Raw genomic sequence first — 18,245 nt, forward strand, 5'->3', positions numbered from 1 at the left:
TTTTTCGTGGGCACGGGGGGATTTGAACCCCCACGGGTTTTACCCACTGGATCCTAAGTCCAGCGCGTCTACCAGATTCCGCCACGTGCCCAAAAAGAACACCTGAATTTCACTTAAAAAATATAACGCTTTTTCAAATAAAGTTCAAAATTGCAAAAATTTAGCAATTATTCTTAAATTCAACCTGTGTGGCTCAAAAATTAAATCATTTGGCAAATGAAACTCAACTTTTTCAAAATGACAGGCGCTGGAAATGATTTCATTATGTTTGATAATCGCAATGGCAAGATTAAAAATCCCGTTGAACTCGCAAAATGGGTCTGCGATAGACACTTTGGCGTCGGAGCCGATGGGATAATTTTGATTGAAAAAAGCGAAATTGCCGACTTTAAAATGGTTTATTTTAATTCAGATGGAAGTTTCGGTGGAATGTGCGGAAATGGTGGAAGATGCGTAGCAAAACTTGCGTTTATCCTTGGAATTTCAAAGGGAAAAACAACCTTTGAAGCGAATGGAAAACTCTACCACGCAGAAATAATTGACGAGCAAAAAGTCAAATTATTTTTGCCGTTTCCACAAACAAAGAAATTAAATTTAAAACTTAAACTCGGCAAAAAGTTTTTCAAAGCGCACTTTATTGACACTGGCGCACCTCATCTTGTCGTCTTTACAGATGAAAACAGCATAAAGAACATTGAAAAGATCAATGTGAATCAGCTCGGCAGAAAACTTCGTTATCATCCAAAATTTGAAAATGGAACAAATGTTAATTTCGTTGCAGTTATAGATAACGAGACAATAAGAATGCGAACTTACGAGCGTGGTGTTGAAGGTGAGACGCTTGCTTGTGGAACTGGCTCGGTTGCAAGCGCAATAGCTTCGGTTGAAATAAAAAATCTCAATCTCCCATTAAAAGTTAAAACATCAAGCGGTGAAATTTTAACGATTTTTTACGACAGGAATAAATCTCAACCTGAATTTGTCTCTCTTGAAGGAAGCGTAAAAATTATCTGCGAAGGAACTTTAAACTATGAAACGTGAAGAATTTGAAAAAATAGTTGAAGAAACAATAGAAAGTTTGCCCGAAGAGATAAAGCAAAAACTTGATAATGTCGTTTTCATTGTTCAGGATTATCCTGATTCAGACGAACTAAAAAAGACAAAAGCAAGCAAATACAATTTGCTTGGACTTTACACAGGGATACCACTTTCAAAAAGAGGCACAAGCTACGGAATGTATCCAGCAACGCCAGATAGAATTTTTATCTTCAAAGCAAACATTGAAAGAATTTGCAGAAACGAGAAAGAATTGAAAACTAAAATAAGAGAAGTTGTCTTACACGAAATTGGTCATTATCTTGGAATGAGCGAGGAAGAAGTAAGAAAGGCGCTGGGAGAATAAAATGGAGGAACTTTTACAGAAATACGGATACATAATAATTTTTTTGATAACGCTTTTTGAGGGTGAGACAATTCTTTTGATAGCTGGATTTATGGCTTATCAAGGTTTGCTTGACCTTCACCTTTCAATTTTATCTGCGTTTATTGGTTCAACGCTTGCGGATCAGATCATCTTTCATTTGATGCGAAAAAATGGTGATTTTCTCTTGAAAAAATCAAAAAAATTTAACAAATATCACACGATAGCAAAACATTATGTTGAAAAATATGGCTCCGCTGTTGTTCTCATGGCAAGGTATCTTTACGGCATAAGAACTCCGCTTGTGATGTTTGTCGGGCTTGGTAAAATGAATTTTGTTAAGTTCACAATTTTGAATGTAATTGCTGCTTTTGTTTGGGCTGTGAGCTTTGGTTATGCTGGCTTTTACTTTGGACACGCTGCTGAAAAATTTATCGGAGATATCCAACGGGTTCAACTCTATGGCTGGGTCCTTATTGCAATTGTGATTCTGGTTTTATACATAATCAGTCGGGTAAGAATTTACCAACTAAAGAAATTAACAGGTGAAGAAAAATGAAGAAGCAAACACAATTTTCAATTGCATATTACATCATTGCTATAATAATTCTCATCCTGCTTCAATATCTCGTGCTTCATCCACCGATGAAAGAAATTTCATACAAAGAATTCAAAGACCGGATACAAAAAGATGAGATTGAATCCGTCCAGATCGGGAACGAAAAATTAATCGTGACCTTTAAAAAAGATGTCTCGGAGCGTGAGAAAATCCCAAGGACGGTTGAAGTTGTAAAATTGCCTGACGAAAATTTGATAAAAGAACTTCAAGAACGCGGGATTGATTATCGTGGTGTAATTGAGAGCAACTGGGGAAGGGATTTGTTTTTAAACTGGATTTTGCCGATTGCATTCTTTGTTTTTCTCTGGGCTTTGCTGATAAGAAGATTTTCACCAACTCAAAATGTAATGACATTTGGAAAAAGCAAGGCGAAAATTTACGCAGCTGATGAAAAAAACAAAGTCACTTTCAACGATGTCGCAGGGCTTGACGAAGTGATTGAAGAAGTCAAAGAGATAGTTGACTTTCTCAAAAATCCAAAAAAATATCAACGACTTGGCGCGAAAATCCCAAAGGGCGTCCTTTTAGTCGGTCCACCCGGAACTGGGAAGACACTTCTTGCAAGAGCAATTGCAGGTGAAGCCGGAGTTCCTTTCTTTTATCTTAGTGGGTCTGATTTCGTTGAAATGTTTGTTGGCGTCGGCGCAGCAAGAGTTCGCGATCTTTTTGCACAAGCAAAAGAAAAAGCACCGTGCATAATCTTCATTGATGAAATTGACGCAATTGGAAAAGCAAGAGCAAGAGGAGTTGTCTACGGCGGTGTTGATGAAAGAGAAAATACGCTTAATCAACTCCTTGTTGAAATGGATGGATTTGATTCAAGCATTGGTGTAATCATAATGGCTGCGACAAATAGACCTGATGTCCTTGACCCAGCTCTTTTGAGACCCGGAAGATTTGACAGGCAAATTGTCTTGAACAGACCCGATTGAAAGGAAGAATTGAAATTTTCAAAGTTCACACAAGAAATTTGAAATTAGCAGATGATGTTGATTTTGAATCGCTTGCTGCACAAACGCCGGGATTTGCTGGGGCTGAAATAGCAAATGTATGTAATGAAGCTGCTCTTCTTGCAGCGAGAAAAGGAAAGGATAAAGTTGAAATGTCCGATTTTCAGGAAGCAATTGAAAGAGTTATCGCAGGACTTGAAAAAAGAAGTAAAGTTATAAGCGAGAAAGAGAAAAAGATCGTCGCATATCACGAATCCGGACACGCAATCGTTGGTTATTATCTTCCCGGAGCTGATGTTGTGCAAAAAGTTTCAATAGTTCCAAGAAGCATCGGCGCTTTGGGCTATACATTAAGAACTCCAACGGAAGAAAGATATCTTTTGACGAAAGAAGAATTGCTTGGTAAAATTGCTGGCATTCTCGGTGGAAGAGCAGCTGAAGAAATCGTCTTTGGGCAAATTTCAACTGGTGCGCACGATGACCTTAAAAAAGCAACTGAACTTGCACGACTTATGGTGACAACCTATGGAATGAGCGAAAAACTTGGACACATTTCTCTTGCCGAAATTGAAGAAACCGACTTTCTCAACCGTGGTCCTTTCTCAAAACCATACAGCGAAGAAACAGCAAAACTCATTGATGAAGAAGTCAAAAGGATAATTGATGAAAGTTATCAAAAAGCACTTGAAATTTTAAAGACGCATAGAGAAAAACTTGACAAACTTGCAAATCGTCTGCTTGAAAAAGAAGTGATTGACAAAAAAGAACTTGAAGAAATTTTAAACCAAAATTAAAATTTCAAAATGCATAAAAAATTTTTCGTTATCGTTTTAATTACAACGACATTGCTTTTTTCAATGGACGAACCTGATCAAATTCAAAAACCAAAATCACAACCGCTTCAACTACAAACAACTCTCGGATTTACGCTCACAGCGGGAAACTCAGACACGAGAATCTTGACAATTGACTCAGACATAAAAAAGCCTTTTGAGAGATTTATCTACTACACAAAATTTAATCTCGCATACGGGACATCAAAATACGGAAATGGTCCAAGGATTGAGACGACAAATAATTGGACTATTTCAACAAGAATTGACTGGTTCACGACGGACAAAAGAAAAAGTTATCTTTTCATCTCAACTGGATTATCCGGGAATAAATTTCGTGGCTACTGGTCAAGGAGAAATGTTCAATTAGGAGCTGGGTATAATTTCTTTTACAATGTTGATACCCTAAAACTTAAAATTGGACTTGGCGTTGATTACTCAAAAGATAATCTCGTCGTCTCTGGAAGCTCCGATGATGAAATTTTCTTTGCACTTCTAAAACCTGAATTTGAGATAATCTTCAACAAAAACATAAAATTTGGGAACAATGCAAATTGCTTCGTTGATTTTCAACAGTTTGAAAATTACAGGATAAACTCGCAAACTTATCTAAATTTTAAAATCACAAATCGCCTCGCTGTGAGCTTTAACTTTACACTAAATTACGACAACAAACCGAGGATGATCCCAGAGATAGGAGAAACAGGAAAACCGACAGGTAAATTGATACTTGCAAAACCAGCTGATAAAATTTTTAACATAGGAATTTCAATTTCTGTGTGAGAAGAAGACCTGCTTTAAAATTTTCGCTTGCTCTTGCATCGGGAATTCTAATCCAATACTTCTTTGATTTAAAATTTGAAATTTTGATTTTTTTGTTTTCGCTTTTGACTGCGCTTTATTTTGGATTTTTGATTTTTAAACTTAACACTCCAAAATTTCTATCGTTTTATCTTCTTGTTCTCATCGTTGGTGCGTTAAAGTATCTTTCCGACTCAAAATTTCAACTTCAAAATTCAATCGTTAATTTCGCCAACGATACCGCAATTGTAAAAATTCAAGGCAAGATCATCTCACCTCTTGAAGTAAAAAAAGACAGAACAAATTTTGTAATCTCCGCTCAAAAAATTTTCTCCGAAAATTACAGTGCAAATGTTTTTGGCGATGTTTTCGTGTCAATCCGAAGAGGAAAATCACCGCTTGACACACTTCAAGATTTAAACTATGGAGATAAAATTCAACTAATTGGGATTTTAAAAGAGCCGATAAAATCAAGAAATCCAGAAGAATTTGACTTCGCAAGATACCTTAAAATCAACGACATTGACGCAGTTTTCCTATCTTACACATTGAGCCATATCAAGATAGTTGAAAAATTCAAACCAAGAATTTCAGAGCCAATTGAAACATTAAAAAGTTTTGCGTTTAAAATCCGAAAAGTCGGATTAAAAATCGCAGATGAACTTTTACCCGAGCAGGAAGCATCTTTCATCAAAGGTTTAACGCTTGGTTATCGTGGTGAAATATCAAAAGATATAAGACAATACTTCATTAACACAGGAACTTATCACATTCTCGCTGTCTCGGGGCTTCATGTTGGGATAATAACGACGATGTTTTTCGCTTTGACGAGTTTTTTAAGAGTTGGACTATCCTTGAGAGTTATCCTGACGATAATTGCCTTGTTTGTCTATGCTTTTGTTGTTGGTTTGCCTCCTTCGGTTGTGAGAGCAGTTATTATGGCATCAATAATTTTAACAGGAATGGCGATTGAAAGAAGAGTTGATGTTTTTAACATGCTTGGCGTCTCTGCAATTATAATTTTATTCTTTGATTCAAAACAAATTTTTCATCCTGGATTTCAACTTTCGTTTTCTGCCGTTGCCTCCATCGTCTATTTTTACCCACGCATTTTTAAATTTTTTTCAAAGAACTTAACATTTTTAAATCGTGGGCATTTCTCAAAAATTTTATCTCTTGCGATTGTTTCATTGAGTGCACAAATTCTCACGCTTCCATTTACAATCACATATTTCAACAAAATTTCATTTATCTCAATCATCGCAAATGTTTTCATAGTTCCTCTCGTCGGAATGGCAGTTCCACTTGGTTTTGCTATGTTCTTGTTTTACCCGATTTCAAATTTTATCGCTCAAACATTTGCGAATTCTCTTTGGTTCATTTTAAAATTAACAATTTCTTTTTCTAAATTTTTTGCACAAATTCCGTTTGCTTACATTGATGTTGGGAAAGAGGTTGCTATTTACATTGTGGTTGCTTTAATCTTCTTTCTTGCGTTTTCAAAAATAAAATTTCAAAACACGATGAAGAGAATAATTTTCGCATTGTTAATTTTGGCAAATCTTTACATTTACTTTGCTCCAAATGGTGTAATCTCTGAATTAACATCGGCTAAATTTTCATCGCAAAGTTCGGACTTTGAGATAACGGTTCTTGATGTCGGTCAGGGCGATGCGATTTTTGCTAAATTTCCAGATGGAAAAACTCTTTTGATAGACGGAGGAAATAAAACTTTCAACTTTGACCCGGGCGAAAGAATAATTGAGCCATTTTTAAAGAAAAAAGGCATTAAAAAACTTGATGCGATTCTCGTAACACATCCACACAATGACCACATCGGCGGAATTCCCTACATACTTGAAAAATTTGATGTCGGAATGGTTATTGACAATGGCTTGAAATATAACTCTGCAATTTACAGGAAATATCTTGATTTAATTCAGTCAAAAGGAATAAGACATATAACCGCACGAGCCGGGAATAAAATTGAAATTTCAGATGTGGCAAGAATTTATGTTTTACATCCGACACCGAATTTTATTAAAAGCGAAGATAATGAAGACAGATACGGGCTTGGACACAGTGTAAACAATTCATCAGTGGTGATAAAAATTCAATATGGCGAAACATCGTTTCTTTTAACAGGTGATGCTGAAAAAGAAGCAGAAGAAGCGATGTTGAAAGTTTATGATACATTTTTGAAAAGCGATTGGATTAAAGTTGGACATCACGGAAGTGAGACAAGCAGTTCGCCAGCGTTTGTTTTAAAAGTCAAACCTCAATGGGCTGTTATATCCGTTGGGAAATATAACAAATACAATCATCCATCTGACATTGTTTTACGAAGATACGCACTTGTTGGAGCAAAAATTCACAGAACCGACGAAGAAGGAGCAGGTGTTTTCAGATCAAATGCGAAAAATATTGAAAAAGTTGAATGGAGAAAAAATTTTTAACTCACTCTTACTCACCCCCTTTCCCCTCTCTACGGAATAGAAAGTTGGTAAGTTAATTTTTTTACTCACCCCCTCCCCCCTCTCTATGAAATAGAGAGGGGGTGCTCGTTAGAGCGGGGGTGAGTTATTCTAATCAAATAGAGATGGGATGTCCGTAAGGACGGGGGTGAGTTTTTTTACTCACCCCCTTTAATTCCCCCTCTCTATCACATAGAGAGGGGGTTAGGGGGTGAGTTATTCTAATCAAATAAAGAGGGGGTTAGGGGGTGAGTTCTCGTGATTATGTTTGATTTTATCTTTTCATTTTGCTAAAATTATCAAAAATAAAGTCGCAAATTAAGTTGAAAAACGACTATGAAAGATATGACTTTGTTTGAACAACTTGTCTTTATCCTTTACACGCAAGGATGGGAACAACTTGGAAAAATTCCAAATCCGATAACTGGAAAAATTGAAAAGAAACTTGACGAAGCAAAATTAACGATTGAACTTCTTGATATGCTAAAAGAAAAAACGAAAGGCAACCTGACGGAAGATGAATCACGATTCCTTGAATACTCAATCTCACAATTGAAGATAAATTATTTCTTTGAGATTGAAAACGAGAAAAAGCAAAGAAGCGAACCAACGCCACAAAACCAATCATAAATAAACAAATCATTTCTGATGAAATTTGGAATAATAGGCAACCTTGCAAAAGAAGCACTTTACGGGGCTGTCCTTGACCTATCAAAAAATCTTGAAAAAGAAAAAATAGAATTCTACATACAGAAAGAAATAGCAGATGGAATTGAAAAAAGATTTTCACACAAAATTGAAAAAGTCCTCACAACAGATGAACTCCTAAAAAACTCGGATATGATAATCTCCTTCGGTGGAGATGGAACAATTCTTGCAACAGCACGGCTCGTTGGCTCTCTTCAAATTCCAATACTTGGTGTAAACCTCGGAAAACTCGGATTTCTTGCTGAGGTTGCACCCGAAGATGTTTTTGACTTCATCAAAAAAATTTGCGAAGGAAAATACAGAATTGAAGAGAGAATGGTTCTTGAAGCAAATGTCAAAGGTGAAAGTGAAACATATTTCGGATTAAATGACATCGTGATTGATAAAGCGGGCTCAACTCGTGTAGTTGATATTGAAACATTCATAAACGACGAATATCTAATAACTTACACGGCAGATGGATTGATAATATCAACCCCAACTGGCTCAACAGCATATTCACTTGCTGCTGGTGGTCCAATAGTCACACCATCAAGCAATGTTATAACATTAACCCCGATATGCCCACACACCTTAACAGCAAGACCCGTGGTTATTCCAGATGATAGCATAATCAAAATTAAAATTGAATTTTACGACAGAGAAATTCTTCTCACAGCAGATGGACAAATTGAACATAAACTTAAACCGCCGGTTGAGATAATTGTCAAAAAAGCAAATTATAAAATTAAACTTGTAAAACGTCTTGAAGTGACATACTTTGATGTTCTGCGTTCAAAATTGATGTGGGGTATGGATTTAAGAATTGAAAAAACAAAAAACAAGGAGTGAAAAATGCCTTCATATGAAGATGCTCTAAAACTTCTTTTTGAATATACCGAGAGCGAAAATCTAAGAAAACATGCATTCGCTGTTGAAGCAGCAATGAGAGCTTATGCGAGAAAATTTGGAGAAGATGAAGAAAAATGGGCGATCGTCGGATTGCTTCACGATTTTGATTATGAAAAGTTCCCAACCCCAGATCAACATCCATGGGTTGGCTCAAAAATCCTTGAAGAAAGAGGTTATCCCGAAGATATACGCAAAGCAATCCTCGGACACGCCGATTATACAGGAGTTCCAAGAGATACTCTGATGGCGAAGGTTTTATACGCTTGCGATGAATTATGCGGTTTTATAACTGCCGTTGCGCTCGTAAGACCAAATAAAAAACTTGAAGAAGTGACGGTTGAATCTGTGAAAAAGAAACTTAAAGATAAAGCATTCGCAAGGTCTGTAAATAGAAACGACATTTACAAAGGCGCAGAAGAACTTGGAATACCGCTTGATGAACATATTCAATTCGTAATTGACGCAATGAAATCAATCGCAGATAAATTAGGATTATGATCTCAAACTTAACAATTTACATTGGCATTGCGCTTGGAATTATATTTCAAGGTGAGGTTGCATTGCTTGGAGCTGGTCATTTGATTTACACAGGAGCGGTCAAATTTTGGAATGTCGCTTTAATTGCAACATTTCTTTCAACAATAAATGGAGAAATTTTCTTTACACTTTCAAAATTTGGCTCAAAATTTATTCTATCCGACCCCCAAAATCTAAAAGAAAAACTCGCAAAAGCAACGAACTTGATGAATAGATACAAAACCTTTCTCTTGCTTTTTTCAAGATTTGTCTATGGATTAAGAAATTTAATACCCGTTGCATTTGGGCTGTCAAATATAACGCATTTTGAATTTTCAATTTTAAACTTTGCAGGTGCTTTAATCTGGGCTATAACTTTTACATCGCTTGGAGTTATATCTGGTAATGTCGTTTCAAACTTTATTGATTTGCAACGGCATCAAATGATGATTTTCGGAATTTTTCTTGGAATTGCTTTCACCATAATGATGTTAAAAATTACAAAAAAAGGAGAGCAAAGAAATGAAGCAAGATAAATTATCAAGGCGTCAATTTGTTCAACTTACGGGTTCATTTTTAATTGCCTCAATGAGCGCTTCAACTTTTTTGACATTATTTGAGGGTTGTCAAAAAGAAGATTCAAACCCTGTAAGACCACCTCAGGGGACAACTTTCACGATAAAATTGAGCGAAAATCCAGAACTTTCACAAATTGGTGGATTTAAAACATTTAATGTTAATTCAACACCGATAATTGTTTTTCGCACAGGTCAAACAACCTTTAAAGCGCTGTCAATGGTTTGCACACATCAAGGTTGCACAACGAATTGGATCAATTCATCACAACAATTTCAATGCCCTTGCCATGGTTCAAAATTTGATAAAGATGGAAAAGTTATTCAAGGTCCAGCAACACAAAACTTAACTACTTTCCGAACGGAATATAAAAGCGATACAAATGAAGTGATAATTTACTTTTGATTTTCAGATTAACTTTATAATTTTTCTGGCTTTGTTTATCTTTGTTTTCCCGCAGATGTCGGAGATTGTTTCTATTAACTTGGATAACTCTTTGAATTCAGCCCCCGTGTTTAAAGCACCTTTTAAATGCGAAAGGAGTTGCCTTTTCCAGCCAAGCGATGTTAAAATTGCAACATTCAAAAGTTCTCGCTCTTTTAAACTTAAAATATCTCTGCTCAAAACCTTGCCATAACCTTCAATGATCATCCATTCAAAAAGTTCCGGATGAAGCGACTTCATATTTTGAACGAGTTTTTCAAAATTTTTCCCATAAACTTTCTTGCATGTTTCAATCCCATTTGAATAAAATTTTTCCACATCATATTCAGAAGCAACAGAATTTCCATTTGTAAATTTTCTTAACACTGTGAAACCCTCTATCACTGCTGGAAAACCAGCAAAAAGATAACACTGCAAAATTGCTTCTTCAATTTTTTGAGGGTCAACACCTGATGATAGAGCTTTTGAAATTTCATCTTTGAGCTTTCTCGCTTTCCCGAGCGAGACAGCGGAAACTATTCTTGCGAGAAATTTTAAATCATCACTCATAATTCACCCCAAAATTTAAAAACAAAAAAACCCGACCAAGTAAAGGTCGGGCTTAACTCCAAAATTATCCACAGTTTTATTGTTCTTTCAAAAGATCAAGTTCATACTGTGCATTTCTCGCAAGGCGTGGGTCTTTTTTGGCTTCAAGAAATGCCTTCTTCGCTTCCTCTACCTGACCAAGTTTTTTGTAGGCAATACCAAGCTCAAAATACGCATCAGCGCTCTTCGGATTTAACTCAATCGCTTTCTTTGCCGACTCAACCGCCTTGTCGTGCTGTGAAAGTTTATTATACACGATCGCAAGCATCACATAAACTTTAGGATAATCCTGTCTGTAAGATGTTGCTTGAACAAGTAAATCAAGCGCCTCTTGGAATTTCCCCGCCTGAATTAAAGAATTTGATTTCCCAATCAAAGCTTCAACTATTCCCTTTACAGCAGCGTCAAGCTTTTTATCATATTCAAGCGCTTTTTTGTAATTCTCAATTGCATTGTCGTAATCACCCTGCACAAGATAAATTCCAGCGATCGCATTATAAGCCGGGGCGAAATCCTGTTTAAGATTTATTGCCTGTTTAAAAGCATTGATTGCTTCCTCATTCTGCCTTAAAGCTTTGTGAGCAAGACCCTTGTTGTAATAAAACTTTGGATCTTGCTGAAATTTCAACGCCTGATCATACTTCTCAATAGCAGCTTTGTAATTCCCACTCCTCAAAAGCGCATTTCCTTCGTTGAAAAGTTTTGCTGCTTCAACCTCCGGCTTCATTGAATCTCCACCCTGTGCAAGAACGAAAGAAAAAGCCGAAATTAAAACGATTGCTAACGAAAGAATTCTCTTCATAAGATCAACCTCCTTAATTTTCATTTCTTCTTTTTGCAATTATAAGATTTTTTTTGTTAAAAGTCAATAGTTTTGAGCCCCAAGCCACTTGCGAACTAAAATTTACACAGTCCTTGAAAATATCGGCTTCTCCTTCATCATTTTATCAATGTATGCATCAAAACACATTGCGATGTTTCTTATAACAAGTCGCCCCATCAATGTAACAATTATTTTATCCCCAGTCATCTCAACAAGACCATCATCAATAAACTCTTGAAGTTTCGGAATTGAATCTGCAAAATACTCATCAAATTTTATGTTAAACTTTTCTTCAACCTCACTCTTTGTTAATTCCATATCACACATCAAACGCATTATCACATGCTTTCGTATCACATCATCCTGTGTCATTTTATATCCTATTGCGGTTGGGAATTTGCCTTCGTCAATTCTTGCGTAGTATTCTTTCAACTCTTTATAATTTTGTGCGTAAATGTTTTGAAATTGACTTATTGCTGACATTCCAAACGCATAAAGATCAGCACCCGCTCGTGTTGAATAACCTTGAAAGTTCCTATAAAGCGTTTTCTCTTTTTGAGCAATTGCAAGCTCATCATCCGGCTTTGCGAAGTGATCCATACCAATGTAAACATAACCTGCATCGGTGAGTTTTTCTATAGTCATTTTCAAAATTTTCAACTTAACTTCCGGAGATGGCAAATCTTCCTTTCTTATAACTCTTTGATGAGGTTTAAGCCATGGGACATAAGCGAAGTTAAAAACTGCGATTCGCTCGGGCGAAAGCTCAATAACTTTATCAATCGTTTTCTCAAATGAATCAAGCGTTTGAAAAGGCAAACCATAAATTAGATCAAGATTTATGCTCTTAAATCCAAGCTCACGAGACCAATCAATCGCTTGCCTCGTTATCTCTTCGGGTTGAATTCTGTTAACTGCTTTTTGAACTCTTGGATCAAAATCTTGAACCCCCATACTTATTCTGTTAAACCCAACCTCGCGAAACGCTTTCATATGCTCATATGTTAAACCACGCGGATCAATTTCAACTCCAACTTCGGGATCTTCAACATATTCAAATCTCTCATTTATGAAATTTCCAAGCTCTCTTATTTCATCTGGATTTAAATATGATGGTGTTCCTCCACCCCAATGCAATTGCGTCACTTTTCTGCCCGGGGAAATCATCCTCCAAACCATGTCAATTTCACGTTCAAGATAGTCAAGATATTTTCTTATCGTTTCTCTTCTATGTGTCACAAGCATATTGCAACCGCAGAAATAACATAATGTATCGCAGAATGGAATGTGGAAATAAAGTGAAAGATCAGCAGTTGAATTAGCAAGATTGTTTTCAATTATCGCATTTTTATAATCTTCTGGACCGAAATCTTTTGAAAAAGCTGGAGCAGGAGGATAACTTGTGTATCTTGGTCCAGGGCGATCATATTTCTTCAAAAGTTCTATGTCAACATTTTCAAACTTCATGACAATTTTAAAAATTTTGTTTGTGATATTTCTGACTTTCACTTTTTACAGTTTGAACGAGAATTTTCACATTTTCAACAGGCGTTTCTGGCAAAATTCCGTGTCCGAGATTAAAAATATGCCCATCGCCTTCACCGTATCTTTCAAGTATCTTCACTGCCTCACGAACAACAACATCAGGCTCCGAAAGCAAAACAACAGGATCAAGATTCCCTTGAATAGAAACAGAATCTAAACTTCTTTTTCTCGCTTCCGATATGTCAAATGTCCAATCAATGCTTATGACATCGCAACCTGTGTTAATAATTTCATCAATCCATTGCCATGTTCCTTTTGAAAACAAAATAATTGGAACTTTGCCGTTAAACCTTGCCTTGACCTTTTCAACCACGATGCGAATATATTTCAACGAAAACTCTTTAAACTCATCATAGCCAAGGATTCCGCCCCAAGTGTCAAATATCTGAACTGCGTCTGCTCCATATTCAATTTGCGCTATTAGAAAATCGGCGACCGCAATTGAAATTTTTTCAAGAAGCTTATGTGCAAGTTCAGGTTTTGAATAAATGAAAATTTTTGCATTCTTAAAATCTTTCAAACTTTCGGATTCAACCATATAAGCAAACAAGGTCCACGGAGAACCAGAAAAACCGATTAAAGGAACATCTATATTTCGCTTTGTAAGTTTTATTGCGTCAAGAACATACTTAAGTTTATCGGTTGGGTCAGGAATGAAAAGTTTGTCAATTTCAGCTTCACTCTGTATATGCTTTTCAAATCTTGGTCCTTTGCCCTCATCAATGTAAAGTTTTAAACCCATCGCTTCTGGCAAAACAAGAATATCAGAGAAAATTATACCCGCATCAACTCCAATTATCTCAATCGGTTGAATCGTTACCTCAGAAGCTATTTCAGGTGTTTTTATCATCGTGAGAAAATCATAACGCTGGCGAATTTTTCTATATTCGGGAAGGTATCTTCCCGCCTGTCGCATTATCCATATTGGGGTTCTTTCGGTCTTCTCACGCCTGCACGCTCTCAAAAACAAATCGTTTTTCAATTCCACAGAACTTATATTTGTTTTGCATCTCAATCAATCTTCAAGTTCAAAAATAACACGAGGGACTTTAAAAATCAAAATTTCCCCCAAAACCTTGATTTTGTCAGTTCAAATTAATATCTTAACGATTAGACACTCAAAAATTCACGGAGGTGAGATGCATAAAAAGTTCTTTCTACTTCTTTTTTTATTTGCCATCGGTTGCAGTGTTAAAAATTCCGCAATAAAAGAAAACCTTGTTATTCAAGACAGCACAATCTGCGCTATACCCGATTCAACTACATCAAACAACGCTGACACTTCAAAGATAGAACAAACCCCACGCAAAGATGCACTCAAAAATGACATATTGATTTATGACTCTCTCACAACATCAAAAATTTTAAATGAAGTGAAAAAAGATTACGAACTTGCTTTATCATACATAAAACAGGGCGATACAATATCCGCAGTTGAAGTTATACACTCTGCGATGGAAAAACTTGACGAAGTTTCAAGAACAAGCGAAGTTGAATTGAGTAAAGATTTTGAAATTTTAAGCGCTAAAATTTTATCCTTCTACCAAAATTACATCGCAAAATTTGATTCCCTGTTTCATGGATTACCTTTACAAGAATACATCTCAAACATTCAGGATAAACTCAATCAAGTTGCAGAATTAGTTGACACAACAAGTCAGAAAATTGAAATTGAGCAAATCCCAAAACTTAAAACGACAATCCCACTTGTAATAAATGACTATGTTCAAATTTACCTTGATTATTTCCAGAATGATGGAAGATATTTTATGGAGTTGTGGCTTAGCAGAATTGGAAAGTATATGCCGATGTTTAAGCGAATCTTTTCAGAATATAACCTTCCAGAAGAATTAATTTATCTTTGCATGATTGAAAGCGGTGTAAGTCCATTTGCAATTTCAAGAGCGAGGGCAGTTGGAATTTGGCAATTTATCAAAGGGACAGGGAAATTATACGGTCTTGAAGCAAATTGGTGGTATGACGAAAGAAGAAACCCCGAAAAATCAACACGTGCAGCTGCTCAACATCTCAAAGACCTTTACGAGTTGTTTGGAGATTGGTATCTTGCAATAGCTGCGTATAATTCTGGAGCAGGTAAAGTCCAAAGAGCGATAAGAAAATCTGGTGAAACTGATTTTTGGAAAATAAGAAGATATTTGCCACGCGAAACAAGAAACTATGTCCCGCAGTATATAGCAGCGACATTAATTGCACTTGAACCAGAAAAATATGGATTTAAACCACCCGAGATAATTGACAATCCTGTTGAATTTGACGAAGTCATAGTTGATGCAAGCGTAAATCTTAAAAAAATTGCCGAATGCGCCGAAACAGATATTGAGACAATCCTTGAATTAAATCCAGAGTTAATTCGCGGATATACGCCACCGCATAAATACACTTTGAGAATTCCAAAAGGCAAAAAAGAAATTTTCATCGCCAATTATCAATCTCTGCCAGAAGATGAAAAGAAAAATTTCATAATTCACACAGTTAAAAGAGGAGAAACATTAAATAAAATCGCAAGGAAATACGGAGTCCCACTTGATATTCTTTACAGTTTTAATCCGAAAGTAAATCCAAGATCTTTACGAGTTGGACAGGTGATTTTGATACCGGATATTTCCGGCACACGATATTATTCCTCATACGAAAAACCAACATCAAGAAGCAAAAAATATGCTGTGAAAAATACGAGCGAATTAAATGGGAACAAAATAATTTATCGTGTTAAGAAAGGTGACACTTTGAGCGTAATCGCAGAAAGATACAATGTCAAGATCGCTGACTTGAAAAGATGGAACGGAATTCGGGGTAGCTTGATAAGGGAAGGGCAAAAAATTATCATTTACACGAATTCGTCAAGCGTCGGGGGAAGCGATTGATTTTTTGAATAATTCAAAGTATTTTTAAAATGAGTTGAACTCATGCTAAACCCTGACCTCCTGAAAAGCAAAAAATAATTTAAGGAGGTTAAACCATGCCGATATGTGAAAGATTAAAAAATTATCTTGACTCAAACGGGGTAAAGTATATTACGATAGTTCATTCAACTGCTTTCACATCACAAGAAATTGCTGCAAGCGTTCACATCAAAGGCAAAGAATTTGCAAAATGTGTGATTGTTAAATCCGATGGAAATTTTTTTATGCTTGTAATACCTTCTGATCACAAAATTAATTTTGAGAAAGCGAAGAAAGTTTTAAATGTTGGAGATTTGAAGCTTGCAACTGAAGACGAATTCAGAAGTTTATTCCCCGATTGCGAAACCGGAGCGATGCCACCATTCGGGAATTTGTATAATGTGCCAGTTTATATGGACGAAAAATTCAAATCCATTGACGAGATAAGTTTCAATGGAGGGACACATAACGATGTTGTTAAGATGAAAATGGAAGATTACATTCGGCTTGTAAATCCTGTTTTTGGAGATATAAGCGAACATTTATAGTGCGGAGGGGGTGGGATTCGAACCCACGATCCCGCTTTTAGCGGGATAGCGGTTTTCGAGACCGCCCCGATCATCCACTCCGGCACCCCTCCCAAATTGCATTTAAATTTAAAAAAACACAGCGAAAGAAACAACCTCTGCAAATTTGTTTTTTAACAGCGTTTTTTTTATCATTATTTTGATAAAACTTTAACGCCAAAAGCAATTATGCTCAAAAGAAACAAGATTCAGGTATTTACACCTGAACTGGTTTTTGAAGGAAACAACAAAAAATTTTACACATCGGAAGAGGAAAACTGCTTGATAATGAAATTCAAGGATACAATAACTTTGAGAAACGGAACTGTGTTTAAAATGAAAGGACACGGTGAATTGAGAAATAAAATATCAACAATTTTATTTGAGTTTCTTCGCGATTTCAACATCCTGACACATTATATCAAGCCAGTTGATGAAAGTTCAATGCTCGTGAGAAAGCTTAATATGATCCCAATAAAAGTTGTTGTGCGAAACATAGCAGCTGGAAACTTTTGCGACAGGTTCGGGATACCGAAAGGAACTGTTCTTGATCAACCGGTAATTGAGCTTTACTATAAAAACAACACATCGCAATATCCATTCGTGAATGAATATCATATTTATGCGCTTCACATATCAACGCCCGAGGAAATTGCAGTGATGACAAGAACTGCATCAAAAATTAATGCCATCTTGCGTTCTTTCTTTGAGAGAAGAAATTTGAAATTCGTTGATGCGAGATTTGAATTCGGAGTTCTCGGCGATGATATCGTCCTTGGAGATGAAATATCTCCACGAACCTGCAGAATATGGGACATGGACACAGATGAACCGCTTGACTTTGAAAGAGTACGATTGAATCTTGGAAATATACGTGAAAGTTATTCGGAAATTTTAAGGCGTATCTCAACATAATGGGGAATGTGAGATTGATAGCAAAGTATGGAGTTTCAACTGTAATCTGGATCACTGGGGTTTCTTTGGTTTTGATAATTTTATCGTTTTTTATCAAACCTGTTTTTATAAAAGCTCCGATCGTTTTTCTTTTAGTGCTTTTAATCGCCTTTACACTTTTTTTCTTTAGAGATCCTGAACGAATAACACCGGAAGGAGATGACTTGATAATTTCGCCAGCTGATGGAAAAGTTTTCTTAATTCGTGAATTTTTTGAAAACGAATTTATCTTTGACAATGCAGTTCAAGTTAGCATCTTTATGTCGCCGTTAAATGTCCATGTAAATAGAATTCCGATAGGCGGAGAAGTAAAATTTTTAAAATATGTCCCGGGCAAATATATTGTTGCTTTTGACGAAAAATCTTCCGAAAATAACGAAAGAAAGATAATCGGAATAGAGACGAAGGACGGACTAAAAATTATGGTTAAACAAATTGCTGGCTTTATAGCAAGGAGAATCGTCTGTGATGTTGAAAAAGGTGATAAAGTGAAAACCGGACAAAGATATGGAATGATAAAGTTTGGTTCAAGGGTTGATGTGATAATGCCAAAAGATAAAGTTGATCTTCTCGTCTCGGAAGGTCAAAAAGTAAAAGCAGGAGAAACAATAATTGCAAAAATCAAGAGGTGAGG

Annotated in this window: 18 protein-coding genes, 2 tRNA genes and 1 pseudogene; 15 read left to right on the forward strand and 6 right to left on the reverse strand. The window is 36.1% G+C overall.

The annotated features are described in order from the left end of the window. Positions 1-7: 7 nt before the first annotated feature. Positions 8-91: transfer RNA gene (locus AWW83_RS01970), tRNA-Leu, on the reverse strand. 125 nt (positions 92-216) lie between these two features. Between AWW83_RS01970 and dapF the strand changes: the two genes are divergently transcribed. The 11 genes and pseudogenes from dapF to AWW83_RS02025 all read left to right on the forward strand — a co-directional run bounded on the left by dapF (position 217) and on the right by AWW83_RS02025 (position 10,193). Continuing rightward, a complete protein-coding gene (gene dapF / locus AWW83_RS01975) occupies positions 217-1,041 on the forward strand; it encodes a diaminopimelate epimerase (protein ID WP_092347655.1) in 825 nt (274 codons plus the stop codon). After that, positions 1,031-1,402 (forward strand): metallopeptidase family protein, encoded by a 372-nt coding sequence (locus tag AWW83_RS01980; protein ID WP_092347658.1) that lies wholly within the window; start codon positions 1,031-1,033, stop codon positions 1,400-1,402. Before dapF ends, AWW83_RS01980 begins: the two co-directional genes overlap by 11 nt. A 1-nt stretch (position 1,403) precedes the next feature. Continuing rightward, a complete protein-coding gene (locus tag AWW83_RS01985) occupies positions 1,404-1,979 on the forward strand; it encodes a DedA family protein (RefSeq protein WP_092347661.1) in 576 nt (191 codons plus the stop codon). Beyond that, a pseudogene (gene ftsH / locus AWW83_RS01990) lies at positions 1,976-3,783 on the forward strand (ATP-dependent zinc metalloprotease FtsH). The gene AWW83_RS01985 and the pseudogene ftsH overlap by 4 nt, the downstream one beginning before the upstream one ends. A 9-nt stretch (positions 3,784-3,792) precedes the next feature. Next, entirely contained in the window at positions 3,793-4,605 is an 813-nt protein-coding gene (locus AWW83_RS01995) for a DUF481 domain-containing protein (protein ID WP_092347664.1), read from the forward strand. Next, positions 4,602-7,079, forward strand: coding sequence for a DNA internalization-related competence protein ComEC/Rec2 (locus AWW83_RS02000; protein WP_092347667.1), 2,478 nt, complete (start codon positions 4,602-4,604; stop codon positions 7,077-7,079). Before AWW83_RS01995 ends, AWW83_RS02000 begins: the two co-directional genes overlap by 4 nt. A 354-nt stretch (positions 7,080-7,433) precedes the next feature. Further along, positions 7,434-7,727, forward strand: a complete 294-nt coding sequence (locus tag AWW83_RS02005; protein ID WP_092347670.1) for a DUF1844 domain-containing protein — start codon at positions 7,434-7,436, stop codon at positions 7,725-7,727. 18 nt (positions 7,728-7,745) lie between these two features. Then, on the forward strand, positions 7,746-8,636 hold the full coding sequence (locus AWW83_RS02010; RefSeq protein WP_092347673.1) for an NAD(+)/NADH kinase: 891 nt from the start codon (positions 7,746-7,748) through the stop codon (positions 8,634-8,636). A gap of 3 nt (positions 8,637-8,639) precedes the next feature. After that, positions 8,640-9,194 (forward strand): HD domain-containing protein, encoded by a 555-nt coding sequence (locus AWW83_RS02015; protein WP_092347676.1) that lies wholly within the window; start codon positions 8,640-8,642, stop codon positions 9,192-9,194. Further along, positions 9,191-9,748, forward strand: a complete 558-nt coding sequence (locus tag AWW83_RS02020) for a DedA family protein (protein WP_092347679.1) — start codon at positions 9,191-9,193, stop codon at positions 9,746-9,748. The genes AWW83_RS02015 and AWW83_RS02020 overlap by 4 nt, the downstream gene beginning before the upstream one ends. Continuing rightward, positions 9,735-10,193: a QcrA and Rieske domain-containing protein gene (locus AWW83_RS02025; RefSeq protein WP_092347682.1), complete on the forward strand. Its 459-nt coding sequence runs from the start codon at positions 9,735-9,737 to the stop codon at positions 10,191-10,193. Before AWW83_RS02020 ends, AWW83_RS02025 begins: the two co-directional genes overlap by 14 nt. A 3-nt stretch (positions 10,194-10,196) precedes the next feature. On the opposite strand, the gene AWW83_RS02030 is transcribed toward AWW83_RS02025, so the two are convergent. From AWW83_RS02030 to hemE, 4 genes are all read right to left on the reverse strand, one after another. Then, positions 10,197-10,781, reverse strand: coding sequence for a carboxymuconolactone decarboxylase family protein (locus AWW83_RS02030; protein WP_092347685.1), 585 nt, complete (start codon positions 10,779-10,781; stop codon positions 10,197-10,199). Positions 10,782-10,857: 76 nt separating this feature from the next. Further along, positions 10,858-11,646 carry a tetratricopeptide repeat protein gene (locus tag AWW83_RS02035; RefSeq protein ID WP_143713860.1) on the reverse strand — a complete coding sequence of 263 codons (789 nt, stop codon included), beginning with the start codon at positions 11,644-11,646 and terminating at the stop codon, positions 10,858-10,860. A 78-nt stretch (positions 11,647-11,724) separates the two neighbouring features. Further along, positions 11,725-13,110, reverse strand: a complete 1,386-nt coding sequence (hemN, locus tag AWW83_RS02040) for an oxygen-independent coproporphyrinogen III oxidase (RefSeq protein ID WP_092347742.1) — start codon at positions 13,108-13,110, stop codon at positions 11,725-11,727. Between the two features lie 7 nt (positions 13,111-13,117). After that, positions 13,118-14,170, reverse strand: coding sequence for a uroporphyrinogen decarboxylase (hemE, locus tag AWW83_RS02045; protein WP_234697223.1), 1,053 nt, complete (start codon positions 14,168-14,170; stop codon positions 13,118-13,120). A 157-nt stretch (positions 14,171-14,327) separates the two neighbouring features. Here hemE and AWW83_RS02050 point away from each other — a divergent pair, with 157 nt between their 5' ends. Then, the gene (locus AWW83_RS02050) at positions 14,328-16,073 is read left to right on the forward strand and encodes a lytic transglycosylase domain-containing protein (protein ID WP_143713861.1); all 1,746 of its coding nucleotides are present in this window, start codon (positions 14,328-14,330) and stop codon (positions 16,071-16,073) included. 95 nt (positions 16,074-16,168) lie between these two features. After that, positions 16,169-16,639, forward strand: a complete 471-nt coding sequence (locus AWW83_RS02055) for an aminoacyl-tRNA deacylase (protein ID WP_092347697.1) — start codon at positions 16,169-16,171, stop codon at positions 16,637-16,639. A gap of 2 nt (positions 16,640-16,641) precedes the next feature. Here AWW83_RS02055 and AWW83_RS02060 read toward each other — a convergent pair. Continuing rightward, positions 16,642-16,731 (reverse strand) — tRNA-Ser (locus AWW83_RS02060). Between the two features lie 115 nt (positions 16,732-16,846). Here AWW83_RS02060 and AWW83_RS02065 point away from each other — a divergent pair. After that, complete coding sequence (locus AWW83_RS02065) at positions 16,847-17,572, forward strand: phosphoribosylaminoimidazolesuccinocarboxamide synthase (RefSeq protein WP_092347700.1); 726 nt, start codon at positions 16,847-16,849, stop codon at positions 17,570-17,572. After that, positions 17,572-18,243, forward strand: coding sequence for a phosphatidylserine decarboxylase family protein (locus AWW83_RS02070; RefSeq protein WP_234697224.1), 672 nt, complete (start codon positions 17,572-17,574; stop codon positions 18,241-18,243). Before AWW83_RS02065 ends, AWW83_RS02070 begins: the two co-directional genes overlap by 1 nt. Positions 18,244-18,245 lie beyond the last annotated feature (2 nt).

The sequence above is a fragment of the Candidatus Chryseopegocella kryptomonas genome, from assembly GCF_001536065.1.
GTDB lineage: Bacteria > Bacteroidota > Ignavibacteria > Kryptoniales > Kryptoniaceae > Kryptonium > Kryptonium kryptomonas.